Source organism: Streptomyces sp. NBC_00083, from assembly GCF_026343295.1.
Taxonomy (GTDB): Bacteria; Actinomycetota; Actinomycetes; order Streptomycetales; family Streptomycetaceae; genus Streptomyces.
Map to the genome: position 1 here is coordinate 272,207 of NZ_JAPELY010000003.1, position 14,303 is coordinate 286,509.

General features: G+C 73.0%; 14 protein-coding genes. 10 read left to right on the plus strand and 4 right to left on the minus strand.

What is annotated here, in order from left to right; all coding sequences use genetic code 11:
• The 5 genes from OOJ98_RS25100 to OOJ98_RS25120 all read left to right on the plus strand — a co-directional run bounded on the left by OOJ98_RS25100 (position 1) and on the right by OOJ98_RS25120 (position 7,042).
• On the plus strand, positions 1 to 834 hold the full coding sequence (locus tag OOJ98_RS25100; RefSeq protein ID WP_267057286.1) for a M55 family metallopeptidase: 834 nt from the start codon (positions 1 to 3) through the stop codon (positions 832 to 834).
• Positions 827 to 2,158, plus strand: a complete 1,332-nt coding sequence (locus OOJ98_RS25105) for a M20/M25/M40 family metallo-hydrolase (RefSeq protein WP_267057287.1) — start codon at positions 827 to 829, stop codon at positions 2,156 to 2,158. The genes OOJ98_RS25100 and OOJ98_RS25105 overlap by 8 nt, the downstream gene beginning before the upstream one ends.
• A gap of 14 nt (positions 2,159 to 2,172) precedes the next feature.
• Positions 2,173 to 4,152 (plus strand): prolyl oligopeptidase family serine peptidase, encoded by a 1,980-nt coding sequence (locus tag OOJ98_RS25110; RefSeq protein ID WP_267057288.1) that lies wholly within the window; start codon positions 2,173 to 2,175, stop codon positions 4,150 to 4,152.
• A complete protein-coding gene (locus tag OOJ98_RS25115) occupies positions 4,149 to 5,084 on the plus strand; it encodes an LD-carboxypeptidase (protein WP_267057289.1) in 936 nt (311 codons plus the stop codon). The genes OOJ98_RS25110 and OOJ98_RS25115 overlap by 4 nt, the downstream gene beginning before the upstream one ends.
• A gap of 173 nt (positions 5,085 to 5,257) precedes the next feature.
• On the plus strand, positions 5,258 to 7,042 hold the full coding sequence (locus OOJ98_RS25120; RefSeq protein WP_267057290.1) for a CocE/NonD family hydrolase: 1,785 nt from the start codon (positions 5,258 to 5,260) through the stop codon (positions 7,040 to 7,042).
• Here the strand turns inward: OOJ98_RS25120 and OOJ98_RS25125 are convergent, their stop codons facing one another.
• Together OOJ98_RS25125 and OOJ98_RS25130 are read right to left on the minus strand one after the other, a co-directional pair.
• Positions 7,043 to 8,146, minus strand: coding sequence for an adenosine deaminase (locus OOJ98_RS25125; protein WP_267057291.1), 1,104 nt, complete (start codon positions 8,144 to 8,146; stop codon positions 7,043 to 7,045). It abuts the gene before it with no gap.
• A 91-nt stretch (positions 8,147 to 8,237) separates the two neighbouring features.
• Entirely contained in the window at positions 8,238 to 8,969 is a 732-nt protein-coding gene (locus OOJ98_RS25130; RefSeq protein WP_267057292.1) for a GntR family transcriptional regulator, read from the minus strand.
• A 240-nt stretch (positions 8,970 to 9,209) separates the two neighbouring features.
• On the opposite strand from OOJ98_RS25130, the gene OOJ98_RS25135 reads away from it, so the two are divergent.
• From OOJ98_RS25135 to OOJ98_RS25145, 3 genes are read left to right on the plus strand one after another with little or no spacing between them, the layout of a single operon-like run.
• Positions 9,210 to 9,449, plus strand: a complete 240-nt coding sequence (locus OOJ98_RS25135) for a LapA family protein (RefSeq protein ID WP_267057293.1) — start codon at positions 9,210 to 9,212, stop codon at positions 9,447 to 9,449.
• Positions 9,446 to 9,775, plus strand: coding sequence for a hypothetical protein (locus OOJ98_RS25140; RefSeq protein WP_267057294.1), 330 nt, complete (start codon positions 9,446 to 9,448; stop codon positions 9,773 to 9,775). The genes OOJ98_RS25135 and OOJ98_RS25140 overlap by 4 nt, the downstream gene beginning before the upstream one ends.
• A 41-nt stretch (positions 9,776 to 9,816) precedes the next feature.
• Complete coding sequence (locus OOJ98_RS25145; RefSeq protein ID WP_267057295.1) at positions 9,817 to 10,386, plus strand: GNAT family N-acetyltransferase; 570 nt, start codon at positions 9,817 to 9,819, stop codon at positions 10,384 to 10,386.
• On the opposite strand, the gene OOJ98_RS25150 is transcribed toward OOJ98_RS25145, so the two are convergent.
• The gene (locus OOJ98_RS25150; protein WP_267057296.1) at positions 10,361 to 10,702 is read right to left on the minus strand and encodes a DUF6204 family protein; all 342 of its coding nucleotides are present in this window, start codon (positions 10,700 to 10,702) and stop codon (positions 10,361 to 10,363) included. The two genes, OOJ98_RS25145 and OOJ98_RS25150, sit on opposite strands and share 26 nt — an antisense overlap.
• Positions 10,703 to 10,991: 289 nt before the next feature.
• On the opposite strand from OOJ98_RS25150, the gene OOJ98_RS25155 reads away from it, so the two are divergent.
• On the plus strand, positions 10,992 to 12,959 hold the full coding sequence (locus tag OOJ98_RS25155; protein ID WP_267057297.1) for a DUF5107 domain-containing protein: 1,968 nt from the start codon (positions 10,992 to 10,994) through the stop codon (positions 12,957 to 12,959).
• A gap of 50 nt (positions 12,960 to 13,009) precedes the next feature.
• Here OOJ98_RS25155 and OOJ98_RS25160 read toward each other — a convergent pair whose 3' ends face one another.
• Positions 13,010 to 13,363, minus strand: coding sequence for a VOC family protein (locus OOJ98_RS25160; protein WP_267057298.1), 354 nt, complete (start codon positions 13,361 to 13,363; stop codon positions 13,010 to 13,012).
• Positions 13,364 to 13,643: 280 nt separating this feature from the next.
• On the opposite strand from OOJ98_RS25160, the gene OOJ98_RS25165 reads away from it, so the two are divergent.
• Positions 13,644 to 14,300: a VanZ family protein gene (locus tag OOJ98_RS25165; RefSeq protein WP_267058230.1), complete on the plus strand. Its 657-nt coding sequence runs from the start codon at positions 13,644 to 13,646 to the stop codon at positions 14,298 to 14,300.
• Positions 14,301 to 14,303 lie beyond the last annotated feature (3 nt).

Here is a 14,303-nt window from a genome sequence, read left to right on the forward strand (position 1 = left end):
ATGAAGATCCTCATCAGCGCCGACATGGAAGGCGCCACCGGAGTCACCTGGCCGGCCGATGTGCTGCCGGGCACGCCCCAGTGGGAGCGCTGCCGGGCGATGTTCACCTCCGACGTCAACGCGGCGGTGCTCGGTTTCTTCGACGGGGGCGCCGACGAGGTGCTCATCAACGAGGCGCACTGGTCCATGCGCAACCTGCTTCTGGAGCGGCTCGACGAGCGGGCCCAGATGCTCACCGGCAAGCACAAGTCGCTGTCCATGGTCGAGGGGATCCAGCACGGCGACGTCGACGGCATCGCCTTCGTCGGCTACCACACGGGCGCCGGCACGGCGGGGGTGCTCGCCCACACCTACCTCGCCAACTCCATCACCGGGGTGTGGCTCAACGGCGCCCGCGCGAGCGAGGGGCTGCTCAACGCCCATGTCGTCGCCGAGTACGGGGTACCCGTCGTGCTGGTCACCGGCGACGACCTGACCTGCGCGGACGCCGAGGGCTACGCGCCGGACGCCCACAAGGTCGCCGTCAAGGACCACGTCTCGCGCTACGCGGCGGTGTGCCGCACCCCCACCCGTACCGCGGGCGACATCCGGGCGGCGGCCAGAGCGGCCACACCGCTCGCCCGTCGCACGGCGCCGGTCGAGGGGGGCCCGTTCACCGTGGAGATCGAGTTCGACGCCGAGCACCTCTCCGACGCGGCCACCGTGGTGCCCGGCGTGGTGCGTACGGGTGAACGGCGCGTTTCCTACACCAGTTTGACGATGTATGAGGGAATCCGCACGTTCAAGGCGGTCACCACGATCGTCTCGTCCGCGGTGGAGGAGCAGTATGGCTGAGGTGGAGACCGTCGACCAGGTGGCGCTCGACGAGGTGGTGGCCTTCACCTCGGGGCTGATCCGCATCGACACCAGCAACCGCGGCGGCGGCGACTGCCGGGAGCGCCCGGCCGCCGAGTACGTGGCGGAACGGCTCGCCGCGGCCGGCCTCGAACCCCGCATGCTGGAGCGCACCGAGGGGCGTACCAACGTGGTCGCCCGGATCGAGGGCAGTGACCCGACGGCCGACGCCCTCCTCGTCCACGGCCACCTCGACGTGGTGCCCGCCGAGGCCGCCGACTGGAGCGTGCACCCCTTCTCCGGCGAGGTCCGCGACGGGGTGGTCTGGGGGCGCGGCGCGGTCGACATGAAGAACATGGACGCGATGGTCCTCTCGGTCGTACGGGCCTGGGCCCGGCACGGCGTGCGGCCCCGCCGGGACATCGTCCTGGCCTTCACCGCCGACGAGGAGGACAGCGCCGTCGACGGAGCGTCCTTCCTCACCGACGACCACCCCGAGCTGTTCGAAGGATGCACCGAAGGCATCAGCGAATCGGGCGGCGTCACCTTCCATGCCGGGCCCGGCATGGAGCTCTACCCGATCGGGGCGGGGGAGCGCGGCACCGCCTGGCTGCGGCTCACCGCGCGGGGCCGCGCCGGCCACGGCTCGAAGGTGAACCGCGCCAACGCGGTGAGCCGCCTCGCCGCCGCCATCGCCCGCATCGACGCCTACGAGTGGCCGGTCCGCATCACTCCGACGGTCCGCGCGAGCATCCTCGAACTCGCCGCGCTGCACGGCATCGACGCCGACCCGGACGCCGACGACTTCGACGCCGACGAACTCATCGGCAAGCTCGGCCCCGCGGCCTCCCTGGTCGAGCCGGTGCTCCGCAACAGCGCCAACCCGACGATGCTGGCAGCCGGTTACAAGGTCAACGTGATCCCGGGGCTCGCCACCGGCTACGTCGACGGACGCACCGTACCGGGCGGCGAGGCCGCCTTCCGCACCACCATGGACGAGTTGACCGGCCCCGACGTCGACTGGGACTTCTACCACTCCGGTGTATCGCTCCAGGCCCCGGCCGACTCGCCGACGTACCGCAAACTGCGGGCCGCCATCGAGCGGTTCGCGCCCGAGGGGCACGTCGTGCCGTACTGCATGTCGGGCGGCACCGACGCCAAGCAGTTCTCGCGCCTCGGCATCACCGGCTACGGCTTCGCGCCGCTGCGGATGCCGGCCAGCCTCGACTACCAGGCGCTGTTCCACGGCGTCGACGAACGGGTGCCCGTGGACGCCCTGCACTTCGGCGTCCGCGTCCTCGACCACTATCTGCGGTCCGCATAGGGAGAGTTGCAACGATGGTGCCCACCGGGGCTTACGGAAGCTGGCCGTCGCCGATCGGCGCGGACGTCGCGGTCGCCCACGACGGATACCCCGACTACGTGGCGATGGTCGGCGACGACCTGTGGTGGACGGAGGAGCGCCCCGCCGAGGGCGGCCGGAGCGTCCTCGTGCGCCGCCGCCCCGACGGCGAGGCACAGATGGTGCTGCCCCAGCCGTGGAACGTGCGCAGCCGGGTCATGGAGTACGGCGGGGCGCCCTGGCACGGCGCCGCCCGTGCCGGGCGGGGCCCCCTCGTCGTCTTCGTCCACTTCGCCGACCAGCGGCTCTACGCCTACGAGCCGGACACCGCCGGGGCGCCGCGCCCGCTCACCCCGCTCTCCCCGGTCGGCCAGGGGCTGCGCTGGGTCGATCCCCGGATCGATCTGGAGCGCGGCGAGGTGCGGTGCGTCGTCGAGGAGTTCACCGGCGACGCCCCCACCGACGTACGCCGTCTGATCGTGGCCGTGCCGCTGGACGGTTCGGCCGCCGAACACCGCGCATCCGTAAGGGAGTTGAGCGACGGACGGCACCGCTTCGTCACCGGGCCCGCGCTCTCACCGGACGGCCGGCGCGCCGCCTGGATCGCCTGGGACCACCCGCGAATGCCGTGGGACGGCACCGAGCTGGTCCTCGCCGACGTCGCCGACGACGGCTCGCTGCACGCGGCGCGTACCGTCGCGGGAGGCGTCGAGGAGTCCGTCGCACAGGCCGAGTGGGACGCCGAAGGAAGGCTCCTGTTCACCTCCGACCGCGACGGCTGGTGGAACCTCTACCGGGGCGACCCCGAGACGGGGCGGACGACCGCGCTGTGCCCGCGCGAGGAGGAGTTCGCGGGACCGCTGTGGCAGGTCGGGCGCCGCTGGTTCCAGCCCCTGGACAGCGGCCTGATCGCCGTCGTGCACGGCAAGGGCGCCACCACGCTGGGCATACTCGACCCGCGCAGCGGCGAACTCGTGGACACCGCCGGCCCCTGGACCCAGTGGGGCGCGACGCTCGCCGCGCACGGCAGCCGTGTCATCGGTGTGGCGGCGAGCCCCCGCAGCGGCGCCGAACTCGTCGAGCTCGACACCGCCACCGGCCGGGCCCGCGCGATCGGCTGCGGTCACACCGACCGCGTCGACCCCGCCTACTACCCCGAGCCGCTGATCCGCACCTTCACCGGACCCGACGGCCGGGACGTCCACGCCCACGTGTACCCGCCGCACAACCCCGACCACACCGCCCCCGCCGGCGAACTCCCGCCCTATGTGGTCTGGGTACACGGCGGCCCCACCAGCAATGTGCGGCTCGTCCTCGACATGGAGACCGCGTACTTCACCTCGCGCGGCATCGGCGTCGTCAAGGTCGACTACGGCGGCTCCACCGGCTACGGGCGCGCCTACCGCAACCGGCTGCGCGGGCAGTGGGGCATCGTCGACGTGGAGGACTGTGCCGCCGTCGCCCGCGCCCTGGCCGACGAGGGCACCGCCGACCCCCGCCGCATCGCGATCCGCGGCGGCAGCGCGGGCGGCTGGACCACGGCGGCCTCCCTCGCCACCACCGACGTGTACGCCTGCGGCGCCATCAGCTACCCCGTCCTCGACCTCACGAGCTGGCTCGGCGTCACCCACGACTTCGAATCGCAGTACCTGGAGAGCCTGGTCGGCCCCTACGCCGAACTGCCCGGCCGCTACCGCGAACGCTCGCCCGGTGGGCAGGCCGACCGCGTGACCGCCCCGTTCCTGCTGCTCCAGGGCCTCGACGACGCGATCTGCCCGCCCGTGCAGTGCGAGGAGTTCCTGGAGAAGATGGCCGGCCGCGGCATCCCGCACGCCTACCTCACCTTCGAGGGCGAAGGCCACGGCTTCCGCCGCGCGGACACCATGATCCGCGCCCTGGAGGCCGAATTCTCGCTGTACGCCCAGGTGTTCGCCATCGACCGCACCGACATTCCCCTCCTGGAGCTCACCAAGTGAGCGTCACCGCGCTGACCCGGCCGCCCCGGCTGGGCCCCGGCGCCAGGATCGCCGTCACCGCGCCCAGCGGCCCCGTCGTCGAGGACCGGCTGCGGGCCGGCCTCGGCATCCTGCGCGACTGGGGCCTCGACCCGGTCGCCACCCCCCAAGTGACCGAACGGCACCCGCGGTTCCGGTACCTCGCCAGCGAGGACGAGAAGCGTGCCCGCGACTTCCAGGACGCCTGGTGCGACCCCGCCGTCGACGCCGTGATGTGCGCCCGCGGCGGGTACGGGGCCCAGCGCATGACCGACCTCCTCGACTGGGAGGCGCTGCGGGCGGCCGGCCCCAAGGTGCTCATCGGCTACAGCGACACGACCGCCCTGCACGAGGCGTTCGCCGTCCGCCTGGGCCTGTCCACCCTGTACGGCCCCATGACGTCCGCGCTCTCCTTCGTCGCCGACCCCGCCGCGCAGGAATCCCTGCGCACCACGCTGTTCGAGCCGGAGGCCGCGATGACGCTCGGCCGGCCGGGGGCCCGCGCCCTGGCACCCGGCCGCTCGCACGGTGTCACCTTCGGCGGCTGCCTCTCGCTGCTCACCGCGGAGCTGGCCACCCCGCACGCCCGAGCATCGTCCGCGGGCGGTCTGCTCCTGCTCGAAGACATCGGCGAGGAGGACTACCGCCTGGACCGCGCCCTGACCCAACTCCTGCGCGCGGGACGGCTGGAGGGCGTCACCGGCATCGCGCTCGGCTCGTGGCAGGAGTGCGGACCGTACGAGGAGAGGGTGCGCCCGGTGCTGGCCGAACGCCTCGGCCGGCTCGGTGTGCCCGTCGTCGAGAACCTCGGCTTCGGACACTGCGAGAACGCCCTCACCATGCCGCTGGGGGTGCCCGCGGTCCTGGACGCGGAGCAGGGCACGCTCACCCTGGAGACGCCCGCGCTCGCCTGACCACCGCCTCCCGTGGGCGGCCGGTGCGGGTTCCCCTGCTCCCCCCGCTCCGGGCGAACTCCCGTACCGGCCAAGAAGCTTGTGTCGCGGGCGTTGACGCGAATCTTGGCCGTGTCACAGCATGAGGGCGCCGGGCCTACCGATCGGTAGGCCCGCTCGCCGTGGAGGACACCGTGATCCGTCGCCCTACCGTGCCCAGAACCCGCAAGCCGCTGGCGGCCGCCCTCGGCGCGGTGCTCGCCGTACCGCTGCTCGCGGCGGCGCCCGCCGCCGCGCAGGGTGCCACGGACGGACAAGTCACCGTCACGGCACTGAAGTTCACGGTCCGCGCGGGTGACCGGACGTGTGCCGTCGACGCCGACCTCTACCGTCCGGCCGGCGTCGACAAGCGGCATCCCGCGCCCGCCGTGCTCACCACCAACGGCTTCGGCGGCAACAAGGCGGACGGCTCGACGGCCGGCACGGCCAAGGCGTTCGCCGAGCGCGGCTACGTCACCCTCGCCTACTCGGGCCTCGGCTTCGGCAAGTCGGGGTGCCTCATCTCCCTGGACGCCCCCGGCATCGACGGCCGCGCCGCCTCACGTCTCATCGACTTCCTCGCCGGGACCCGCGCCGCGGACGACGGGACCCGCATCGACTTCGTCACCAAGGACCGCCCCGGCGACCCGCGCGTCGGCATGATCGGCGGCTCCTACGGCGGAGCCATCCAGATGGCGACGGCCGCCGTCGACCACCGCGTCGACGCACTCGTCCCGATGATCACCTGGAACGACCTGTCGTACGCGCTCGACCCCAACAACGCCGCCGACCGCAAGGTGCCCGGCGCCTTCAAGTGGCAGTGGACCAACGGCTTCTACCTCATAGGGGAGAGCCAGCCGATCACGCTGCCCAACCTCGACCCGTCGCGCTGGGGCACGCTCGGCTGTGTGCACTTCGCGCCCGACGCGTGCAAGACCATCGGCCTGCTCAACTCGGGCAGCTACCCCGCGGCCCCCACCGCCGAGATGCTGCGCTACGCCCGCAGCGTCTCCCCGGTGACCTACCTCGACCGCGTGGAGGCCCCCACCCTGCTCATCCAGGGCCAGACCGACAGCCTGTTCAACCTCAACGAGGCCACGGCCACGTACAACACGCTGAAGGAGAACGGCACCACCACCAAGATGATCTGGCAGTCCTGGGGCCACAGCGGGGGCCAGGCGCCCGGTGAACTCGACCTGGGCAAGGGCAACCTGGAGACCAGCTACACCGGGCAGCGCATCCTGTCGTGGTTCGACCGCTATCTGCGCGAGCAGAAGCACACCGACACCGGGCCCGCCTTCGCGTACTACCGCGACTGGCAGAGCGGCTACGGCGAGGCGTCGAAGGTCCCGCCGCTCAGTCGGAAGGTGTACCTCTCGGGCGACGGCAAGCTCGTCGACAACCGTGCGAAGGTGGCGCGCGGCAGCCGTACGTACACCAACGCCCTTGTCCCGACGAGCCATTCGGAGAGCTCGCTCGCCGGAACGATCGGTCTGCCCGACCCGGCGCCGTACGACACGCCGGGCACGTACCTCGGCTGGGACACCGACCCGCTGACGGCGCCCGTCGACGTGGTCGGCTCGGCGAAGGCCACGCTCAAGGTCTCCTCGCCCGCCGCGAGGAAGACGCAGAACTCCCAGGACGCCGCCGACAAGCTCGTCCTGTTCGCCAAGCTCTACGACGTGGCGCCCGACGGCACCAAGACGCTGGTGCGCCGCCTGGTCGCCCCGGTACGCGTGCCCGACGTCACCAAGCCGTTCACCGTCGCCCTGCCCGGCATCGCCCACCGCTACGAGGCCGGGCACCGCATCGAGTTCGCGATCGCCGCGAGCGACGACGCCTACCTCGGCAACAAGGGCATCAAGCCGGTGACCGTCGTGAGCGCCCCCGGCGACACGGGGACGCTCCAACTTCCCATCGTCAACGGAGGGTTGAACTGATCAACGAGATGCGGAACCGATCTCCGCGTAGCCGGGGCGCACGATCTCGTCGATGATGCGACGGCGCTCCGGCAGCGGCAGGAACGCCGCCTCGACCGCGGCCACGGTGAACTCCTCGAAGACCTCCGGGCCGTAGCCGAAGGCGTCCGCCATGTGCTGGAACTCCTCGCTCATCGTCGTGCCGGACACGAGACGGTTGTCGGTGTTCAGCGTCACCGTGAAGCCGAGCCGGCGCAGCTCGTCGATCGGGTGCTTCTCGTACGAGAGGGCCGCGCCCGTCTGGAGGTTGGAGGTCGGGCAGACCTCCAGCGCGATCCGGTTGTCGCGGACGTACGCGGCGAGGTGGCCGAGCGTGCCGTCGGCGGCGATGTCGTCGGTGATCCGCACACCGTGCCCGATGCGCTCGGCGCCGCACACCTGGACCGCCTCGTGCACGGACTCGACGCCCACGGCCTCACCGGCGTGGATGGTGATGTGACAGTTGGCGCGCTTGAGGTGCTGGAAGGCGGGCAGGTGCTCGGCCGGCGGGTTGCCGATCTCGCCGCCCGCGATGTCGAAGCCCGCCACGCCGCGGTCGCGGTGCGCGACGGTCAGCTCGGCTATCTCCAGGGAGCGCCGGGTGTGCCGCATGCCGGTGAGCAGCGCCCGCACGGTGATCTTCCCGCCGGTGCGGCGCTCGCCCTCGCGCAGACCCTCGTTCACGGCGTCCACGACCTCGTCGAGGCTCAGGCCGCCCTCCAGGTGCTGCTCGGGCGCGTACCGCACCTCCGCGTACACGACACCGTCGGCCGCCAGGTCCTCCGCGCACTCGGCCGCGATGCGGTGCAGCGCCTCGCGGGTCTGCATCACGGCGCAGGTGTGGGCGAAGGTCTCCAGGTAGCGCTCCAGGGAGCCGGAGTCCGCGGCGTCACGGAACCAGAGCGCGAGCTCGGCCGGGTCCTGCGTCGGCAGCGCGGTGTAGCCGCAGGCGCGGGCCAGCTCGACGATGGTGGCGGGCCGCAGACCGCCGTCGAGGTGGTCGTGGAGGACGGCCTTCGGAGCGCGGCGGATCCACTCGGCGGGGGCGGCCGGAGCGGCGGCGGCAAGGTTGTCTGACAAGTGCATGAGGCGGGAGTGTACAGCGTGCCGCAGGCCCGCCCACGCCCGTGCCGGACCGGTGCTCACGCCCGTACCCGGCCGGCGCCCGCCCCGGACCCTAGTTCGACTGGAGGATCGCGAGCGCGGGGGCGCCCGACGGCAGCATGTGCTTGGCGGCCATGACCGGGGTGCCGTCGACCCGTACGACCTGGGTGATCAGCACGGCCGGGGTGTCCGCGGGGCGGTCGAGCTGTTCGCCCCTGCGCCGCCCGAGCAGCGTGGCGCTCACCCCGCTGTGCGCGGTCAGCGCGACGCCGCGCGACGCGTCGCCGAGGACGCTCAGCATCGAAGCGGCGGGCTCGGCGCCGAGCGCTTCCGCAAACGCGGGGTGCAGCCGTTCCAGGACGTCTTCGGGCGCCGCCCACTCATGGCTGAGCGCGACCGCGAGATCGGCCCCGACCAGCAACGACTCCCAGAAACGCAGCTCGGACCCGGCGGGCGCGAGCAGATGCTGGGCGGTGAAGTCGGTGGGCTCCTCGCGGCTGCGCAACAGGGCCCGCACCCGTACCGGGCCGAGCAGGTCGTCCAGCGGCTGCACCTGCTCGAAGCCGCGCCGGGGCGGCCGGTCGTTGACGGTGCGGCCCACCCCGCGGCGTACCGAGAGCAGCCCGTCCTCCTGGAGCAGGAGCAGCGCCTCGCGCAGGGCGGGGCGGCTCACGCCGAGTTCGCCGGCGAGCTTCGGCTCCGAGGGCAGGGTGGAGCCCGGGGGATAGGTGCCGTCGCGGACCGCGTCCGCGATCCGCTCGTACAGCGCCACGACCGGCCTGCGCCGCTGCCCGCTGCCTGCCATGGCTCCACCCCTCGACGTTCCGGCTCCGACGCGCCGGCTTCGGCGTATCGAGGGCCAGCATGCCCGCGCCCCACTTGTCTGACAAGGCGGCCCCACGGTCGGCGGGCGGATCGCGAAGCCGCGCGTGGCCCGCTGGGGCCGTCGGCTCACCCGTACGGCTCGCTCCACCGCACCCCGGCGCGGCGCATCCGTCACGCTGGGCGCAACGGAGCTGCGGCACCACGAGCGGAAGGGCGGCCCATGAGCCCCAAGGGCGAGTCGAGCAGTACGCAGGGCAGGGCGGGCGGCGTCGTCACACCGGCCAGGATCGCTGTCCTGGTCCTCGCCGTCCTGGCGCTCGTCTTCATCTTCGAGAACACCCGCCGCGTCAAGATCCGGCTGCTGATCCCCGAGGTCACCATGCCGCTCTATCTGGCGCTGCTCGCGGTGTTCGTGGTGGGGCTGTGCTGCGGTTACTTCCTGCGCAGGCGGAACCGGTGAGGACCGTACGGACGCGGCGGCGCACGGTCACGGTGACGGCGGGCCTCGCCCTGGCGACGGCTCTGTCGGCCGGCACCGCGCTGGCCGACGAGGCGGCATCGCCGCAGCGCATGCCGGGGTTCGTGGGGAAGGGCCTGCTGCAGGTCTACAACACCCTGGACGCCAGGACGAAGCTCGACGTCGAGGACATCGGCGGCGAACACCGCAGTGTGCTCTGGCCGTTCAACTGGAAGGTGTGCCGGCAGAGCCCGGCGGCGGGCGCCCCGCTCACCGACCACACCCGGGTGAGTATCGGCGTGCTCCTGAAGACCGAGACCTGCCGGTAGACCGCGGCGTCCCCGCCCCGTTCGATCAGTAACCTGACCCGATGCGAACAGAGTCCGGTTTCCTCGCCGAGGGCCCCCGCGTGGGCATACGCACCTTCACCCGCCAGGACGCCGAGGAGTTCACCGCCCTCGCCGCGGCCAGCCGCCCCCTGCACGCCCCCTGGCTCTTCCCGCCCGCCGACCCCGACGCGTACGCGAGCTACGTGGACCGCCTCCTCGACGACCCGACCAAGCACGGCTATCTGGTGTGCGAGCGGGCCGACGGCCGCATCGCCGGGTTCATCAACATCAACAACGTGGTGGAGGGCGCCTTCCAGAGCGGCACGCTCGGCTACGGCGCGTTCGCCCCGGCGGCCGGCCGCGGCCTGATGAGCGAGGGCCTGACGCTGGTCGTCCACCACGCCTTCACCCGGCTCGGCCTGCACCGCCTCGAAGCGAACATCCAGCCCCGCAACGAGGGCTCCATCAACCTGGCCCGCCGCGCCGGCTTCCGCCTGGAGGGCTACTCGCCGGACTTCCTCTACATCGACGGCGCGTGGCGCGACCACGAACGCTGGGCCGTGACGCGGGAGATGACGGAGGCGCTCAGCCGCGGCCGTGCTTGTAGTTGATCTTCATGGTGTCGAGGTCGGTCACGGTGGACCGCAGGTCCCGGAAACCGTGGCCGAGCGCCGACAGCCGGGACTCGGCCCGGTCCTCGGCGATCGCGGCGGCCATCTCGTCGCCGTCCGAGGCGTCGGAGACCACGGTGAAGCGCCACGAGAAGTGCTTCAGGACGCGGTCGTAGGCGAGCGAGCCCTCCGGCGTGAACGTCATCGCGGTCAGCCCGTGGTCGTCGGCCTCGGCCAGCAGCCGCGCCCGCGAGTCCTCGCTCAGGCCGTCCCACACGCCGCGCACGATGACCCGGTAGGTGTGCTGCTCGCTCATGTTCCCGCTGTCCTTCCGTACTGCCCGTCCGTTGCGGGTCGATCGTCGCTCACCGAGCGGAACGTGTCGATCGATATACGCCGCCCGGCCCCCGGGCCCCCGGCGCGCACCGGCCCCGAACCGCGCCCCGGGCCGCGGCGCGCCCCCGGCTCACGCCCCCGCCTCCGTCGGCCTTTGCGCAATCCTGACCCGGGGTGCCCCTGGCCGTTGTCAGTGGGGCGGTGTTCCATGGTCATCGGGGGTCGGCCGAAAGAGCTGCCGGAGCCCCGTACGAGGGAGTGAGGTTGCCTTGGCCACGACCGTGCGACGTGCCGTACTGACCCTGCCCGGTGCCCCGTTGGGCGAGGCGAACCCCCTGCCCGCGCTGCGTCCGCGCGACGAACTGCACCGCCTCGACGACCGGGCGCGCGAGGGGCTGCCCCGCGACATGGCGCGCCAGGTCGGGTACGAGCCGCTGGAGACCCTGCTGCCGGTGCGGGTCCTCGACGGCTACGGGCGCCGGCGGTCCACGGTCGACCTCGACACCATCGTGATCGAGAACGACCGGCTGCGCGCCACCGTGCTGCCCGGCCTCGGCGGCCGCGTGCACTCCCTGTTCCACAAGCCCACCGGCCGCGAACTGCTCTACACCAACCCGGTGTTCCAGCCCGCCGACTTCGCGCTCAACGGCGCCTGGTTCTCCGGCGGCATCGAGTGGAACATCGGCGCCACGGGCCACACCACCCTGTCCTGCGCCCCACTGCACGCAGCCCTCGTGCCGGCGCCGGACGGCGGGCAGATGGTCCGCCTGTGGGAGTGGGAGCGGCTGCGCGACCTGCCCTTCCAGGTCGACCTCTGGCTTCCCGACGACTCCGACTTCCTCTACGTGGGCGTGCGCATCCGCAACCCGCACGAGCGGACAGCTCCGGTCTACTGGTGGTCCAACATCGCCGTCGAGGAGGGCGAGCGCACCCGCGTGATCGCCCCCGCCGACGAGGCCTGGCACTTCGGATACGAGCGCACCCTGCGCCGGGTGCCCGTGCCCACCTGGGACGGCGTGGACCGCACGTACCCGCTGCGCAGCGAACACCCCGCCGACTACTTCTACGAGGTCCCCGACGGCGCCCGACGCTGGGTCGCCTCGTTGGACGAGGGCGGGCGCGGCCTCGTCCAGACCTCCACCGACACCCTGCGCGGCCGCAAGCTCTTCCTGTGGGGCTCGGGCCGGGGCGGGCGCCGCTGGCAGGAGTGGCTGACCGAGCCCGGCACCGTCGGATACGCCGAAATCCAGGCGGGCCTGGCCCGCACCCAGCTGGAGCACGTGCCGCTCGACCCGGGCGCCGAGTTCGCCTGGCTCGAAGCGTACGGACCGCTGGAGACCGACGCGGCGCTCGTGCACGGCCCCGACTGGGCGTCCGCCCGCGCCGAGGCCGAGGACCGCCTCGAACGGACCCTGCCCCGCACCACGGTGGACGCGGCCTACGCCGCCTGGCGCCCCTTCGCCGACGCCGAGCCCGGCGAGCGCCTCGCCGCCGGCTCGGGGTGGGGCGCCCTCGAAGCCCTGCGGACCGGAGTGAAACTCCCCGGCACCCCGTTCCCCGACCTGACGCTCACTCAAGAACAGCAGCCCTGGCTGGAGTTGATGCGCAGCGGCGTGTTCCCCGAGCCGCGCAAGGTGGCCCCGCCCGGCGCCACCCTCGTCGCCCCGCACTGGCGCGACATGCTGGAGACGGCGCCCGCCGACCCGCTCACCGAGTACCACCTCGGCATCGCCCAGTGGCATGCGGGCGACCGTGCCCAGGCGGTGCGGAGCTGGGAGCGCGGCCTGCCGCTCGCCCCGTCGCGCTGGCCGCTCCTGCGCTGCCTCGCCGTCGCCGACCAGCTCTCCGGACACGCGAGCCGCGCCGCCGACCGCTACACCGAGGCGTACGACGACTTCTGCCAGGAACGCAGGGACGGCGAGGCGTGGACGGCGGCCGACGCCGCGCTCGGCCGCGAGGCGATGGAAGCCCTCCTCGCCGCGGGCCGCCCCGCCGACGCCCGCGCGATATGGGCCCGGCTCCGTCCCGCCGTGCGCGAGCGCGGGCGCTTCCGCCTCATCGAGGCCCAACTCCTGCTCGCGGAGGGCGACCCGGCCGCCGCGCGCGCCCTCTTCGACGCGGGCTTCGAGGTCGCGGACCTGCGCGAGGGCGCCGAGACCCTGAACGAGGTGTGGGCCCGCCTCACCGACGACCCGCTGCCGGACCGCTACCAGTACCGCATGCGGCCCGAGGAGTAGTCGCACGGGACCACTCCGAGCAGGCGGGCTGAGCACGCACGTGGGAACGGTCAGTACGCCGGCTTGCGGTCGACGTACTCGAAGACCGATCCGTCGGGGTGGACGGCGATCAGATTGCGGCCCACGGGTGTGGCGACCGGTCCCGCGACGACACGGGCGCCCGCGCCGGTGAGGGTGGCGTGCGCCTCGTCGACGTCCTTGACGGCGACGGTCGCCGCCACCTTGCGCAGCACATCGAGCTCCGCCTCCGGCCCGCTCATCAGCAGGAAGGCCCCCACGGCGGCGACGGACACGCCCCCACGGTCGAAGCGGAGCGCCTGACTGCCGGTGACGCGCTCGTAGAAGACGATCGCGCTCTCCAGGTCGTCGACGCAGATGCGCAGCGTGGTCCCGAGAATCTCCATGCGCCGAAGCCTAGTTGGACGAGATCGCCCGCGGCAGGCCATCGCCGGGTGTGGTGCGGGCGCGGCCGTCCCGAGGGCCGGACGAGCGGGCTTGCACCCCCACCGCCGGGCGGCCGAGGCAGGTGTATCGCGGGCGTATCGAAAAGGGCATACGCCTCTGCAACCGCCCGCCGTCTCCAATGGCGGCATGAACCACGACGCTTCCCCGTCCGCACCGGGGCTCGAGCACGCGCCACCGGCCCCGGCGCCCCTGCCGGCCCCGCTCCGCCGCCCGCGCACGATGGTCCTCGCCGCGCTCGTGGTCCTCGCCCTCGCGGGTGGCCTGTTCCTCATGCGGCGGATGCTCCTGATGTCGGCCCCGCGGTGCATGGCAGGCCGGTGGCACGGCTGCTACGACACGTTCAACGGGGTGGTGCTCATGACCCTGGTCACGCTGCCGCTCGCCGTGCTCGTCGCGTGGGTCCTGGCGCGCCTGCGGCCCGCACGCGGCGGCCTTCCGGCGTGGCGGATGTCGCTGGCCGAGGTGGGCATGGTCCACGGGACGGTGCCGTTCCTCTGGCTGACGATGATGCCGGGCGCCGGAGCCGGCGTTGTCCCCGGCCGGGTGAGCCTCGTCCCGCTGCGGGACCTGGTCACGATGGGGCCGCTGGGAACCGTCGGCAATCTGCTGGTCTTCGCGGCGCTCGGCTTCTTCGCGCCCATACGGTTCGAGGCCCTCGCGTCCGCCCCGCGGGTCCTCGCGCTCGGGGCGGCCTGCTCGGTCCTCGTCGAGACCGCTCAGTACGTACTGCGGCTCGACCGGGTCTCCTCCGTGGACGACGTGCTGGTCAACGCCACCGGCGCAGTCCTGGCCGCGCTGGCCTCCCGCCGCTGGTGGCGCACGACCGCGCCGGCGGCACCCGGCCGGCCCCGCCCCGCACCGGCGCCCACGGCCTGAACC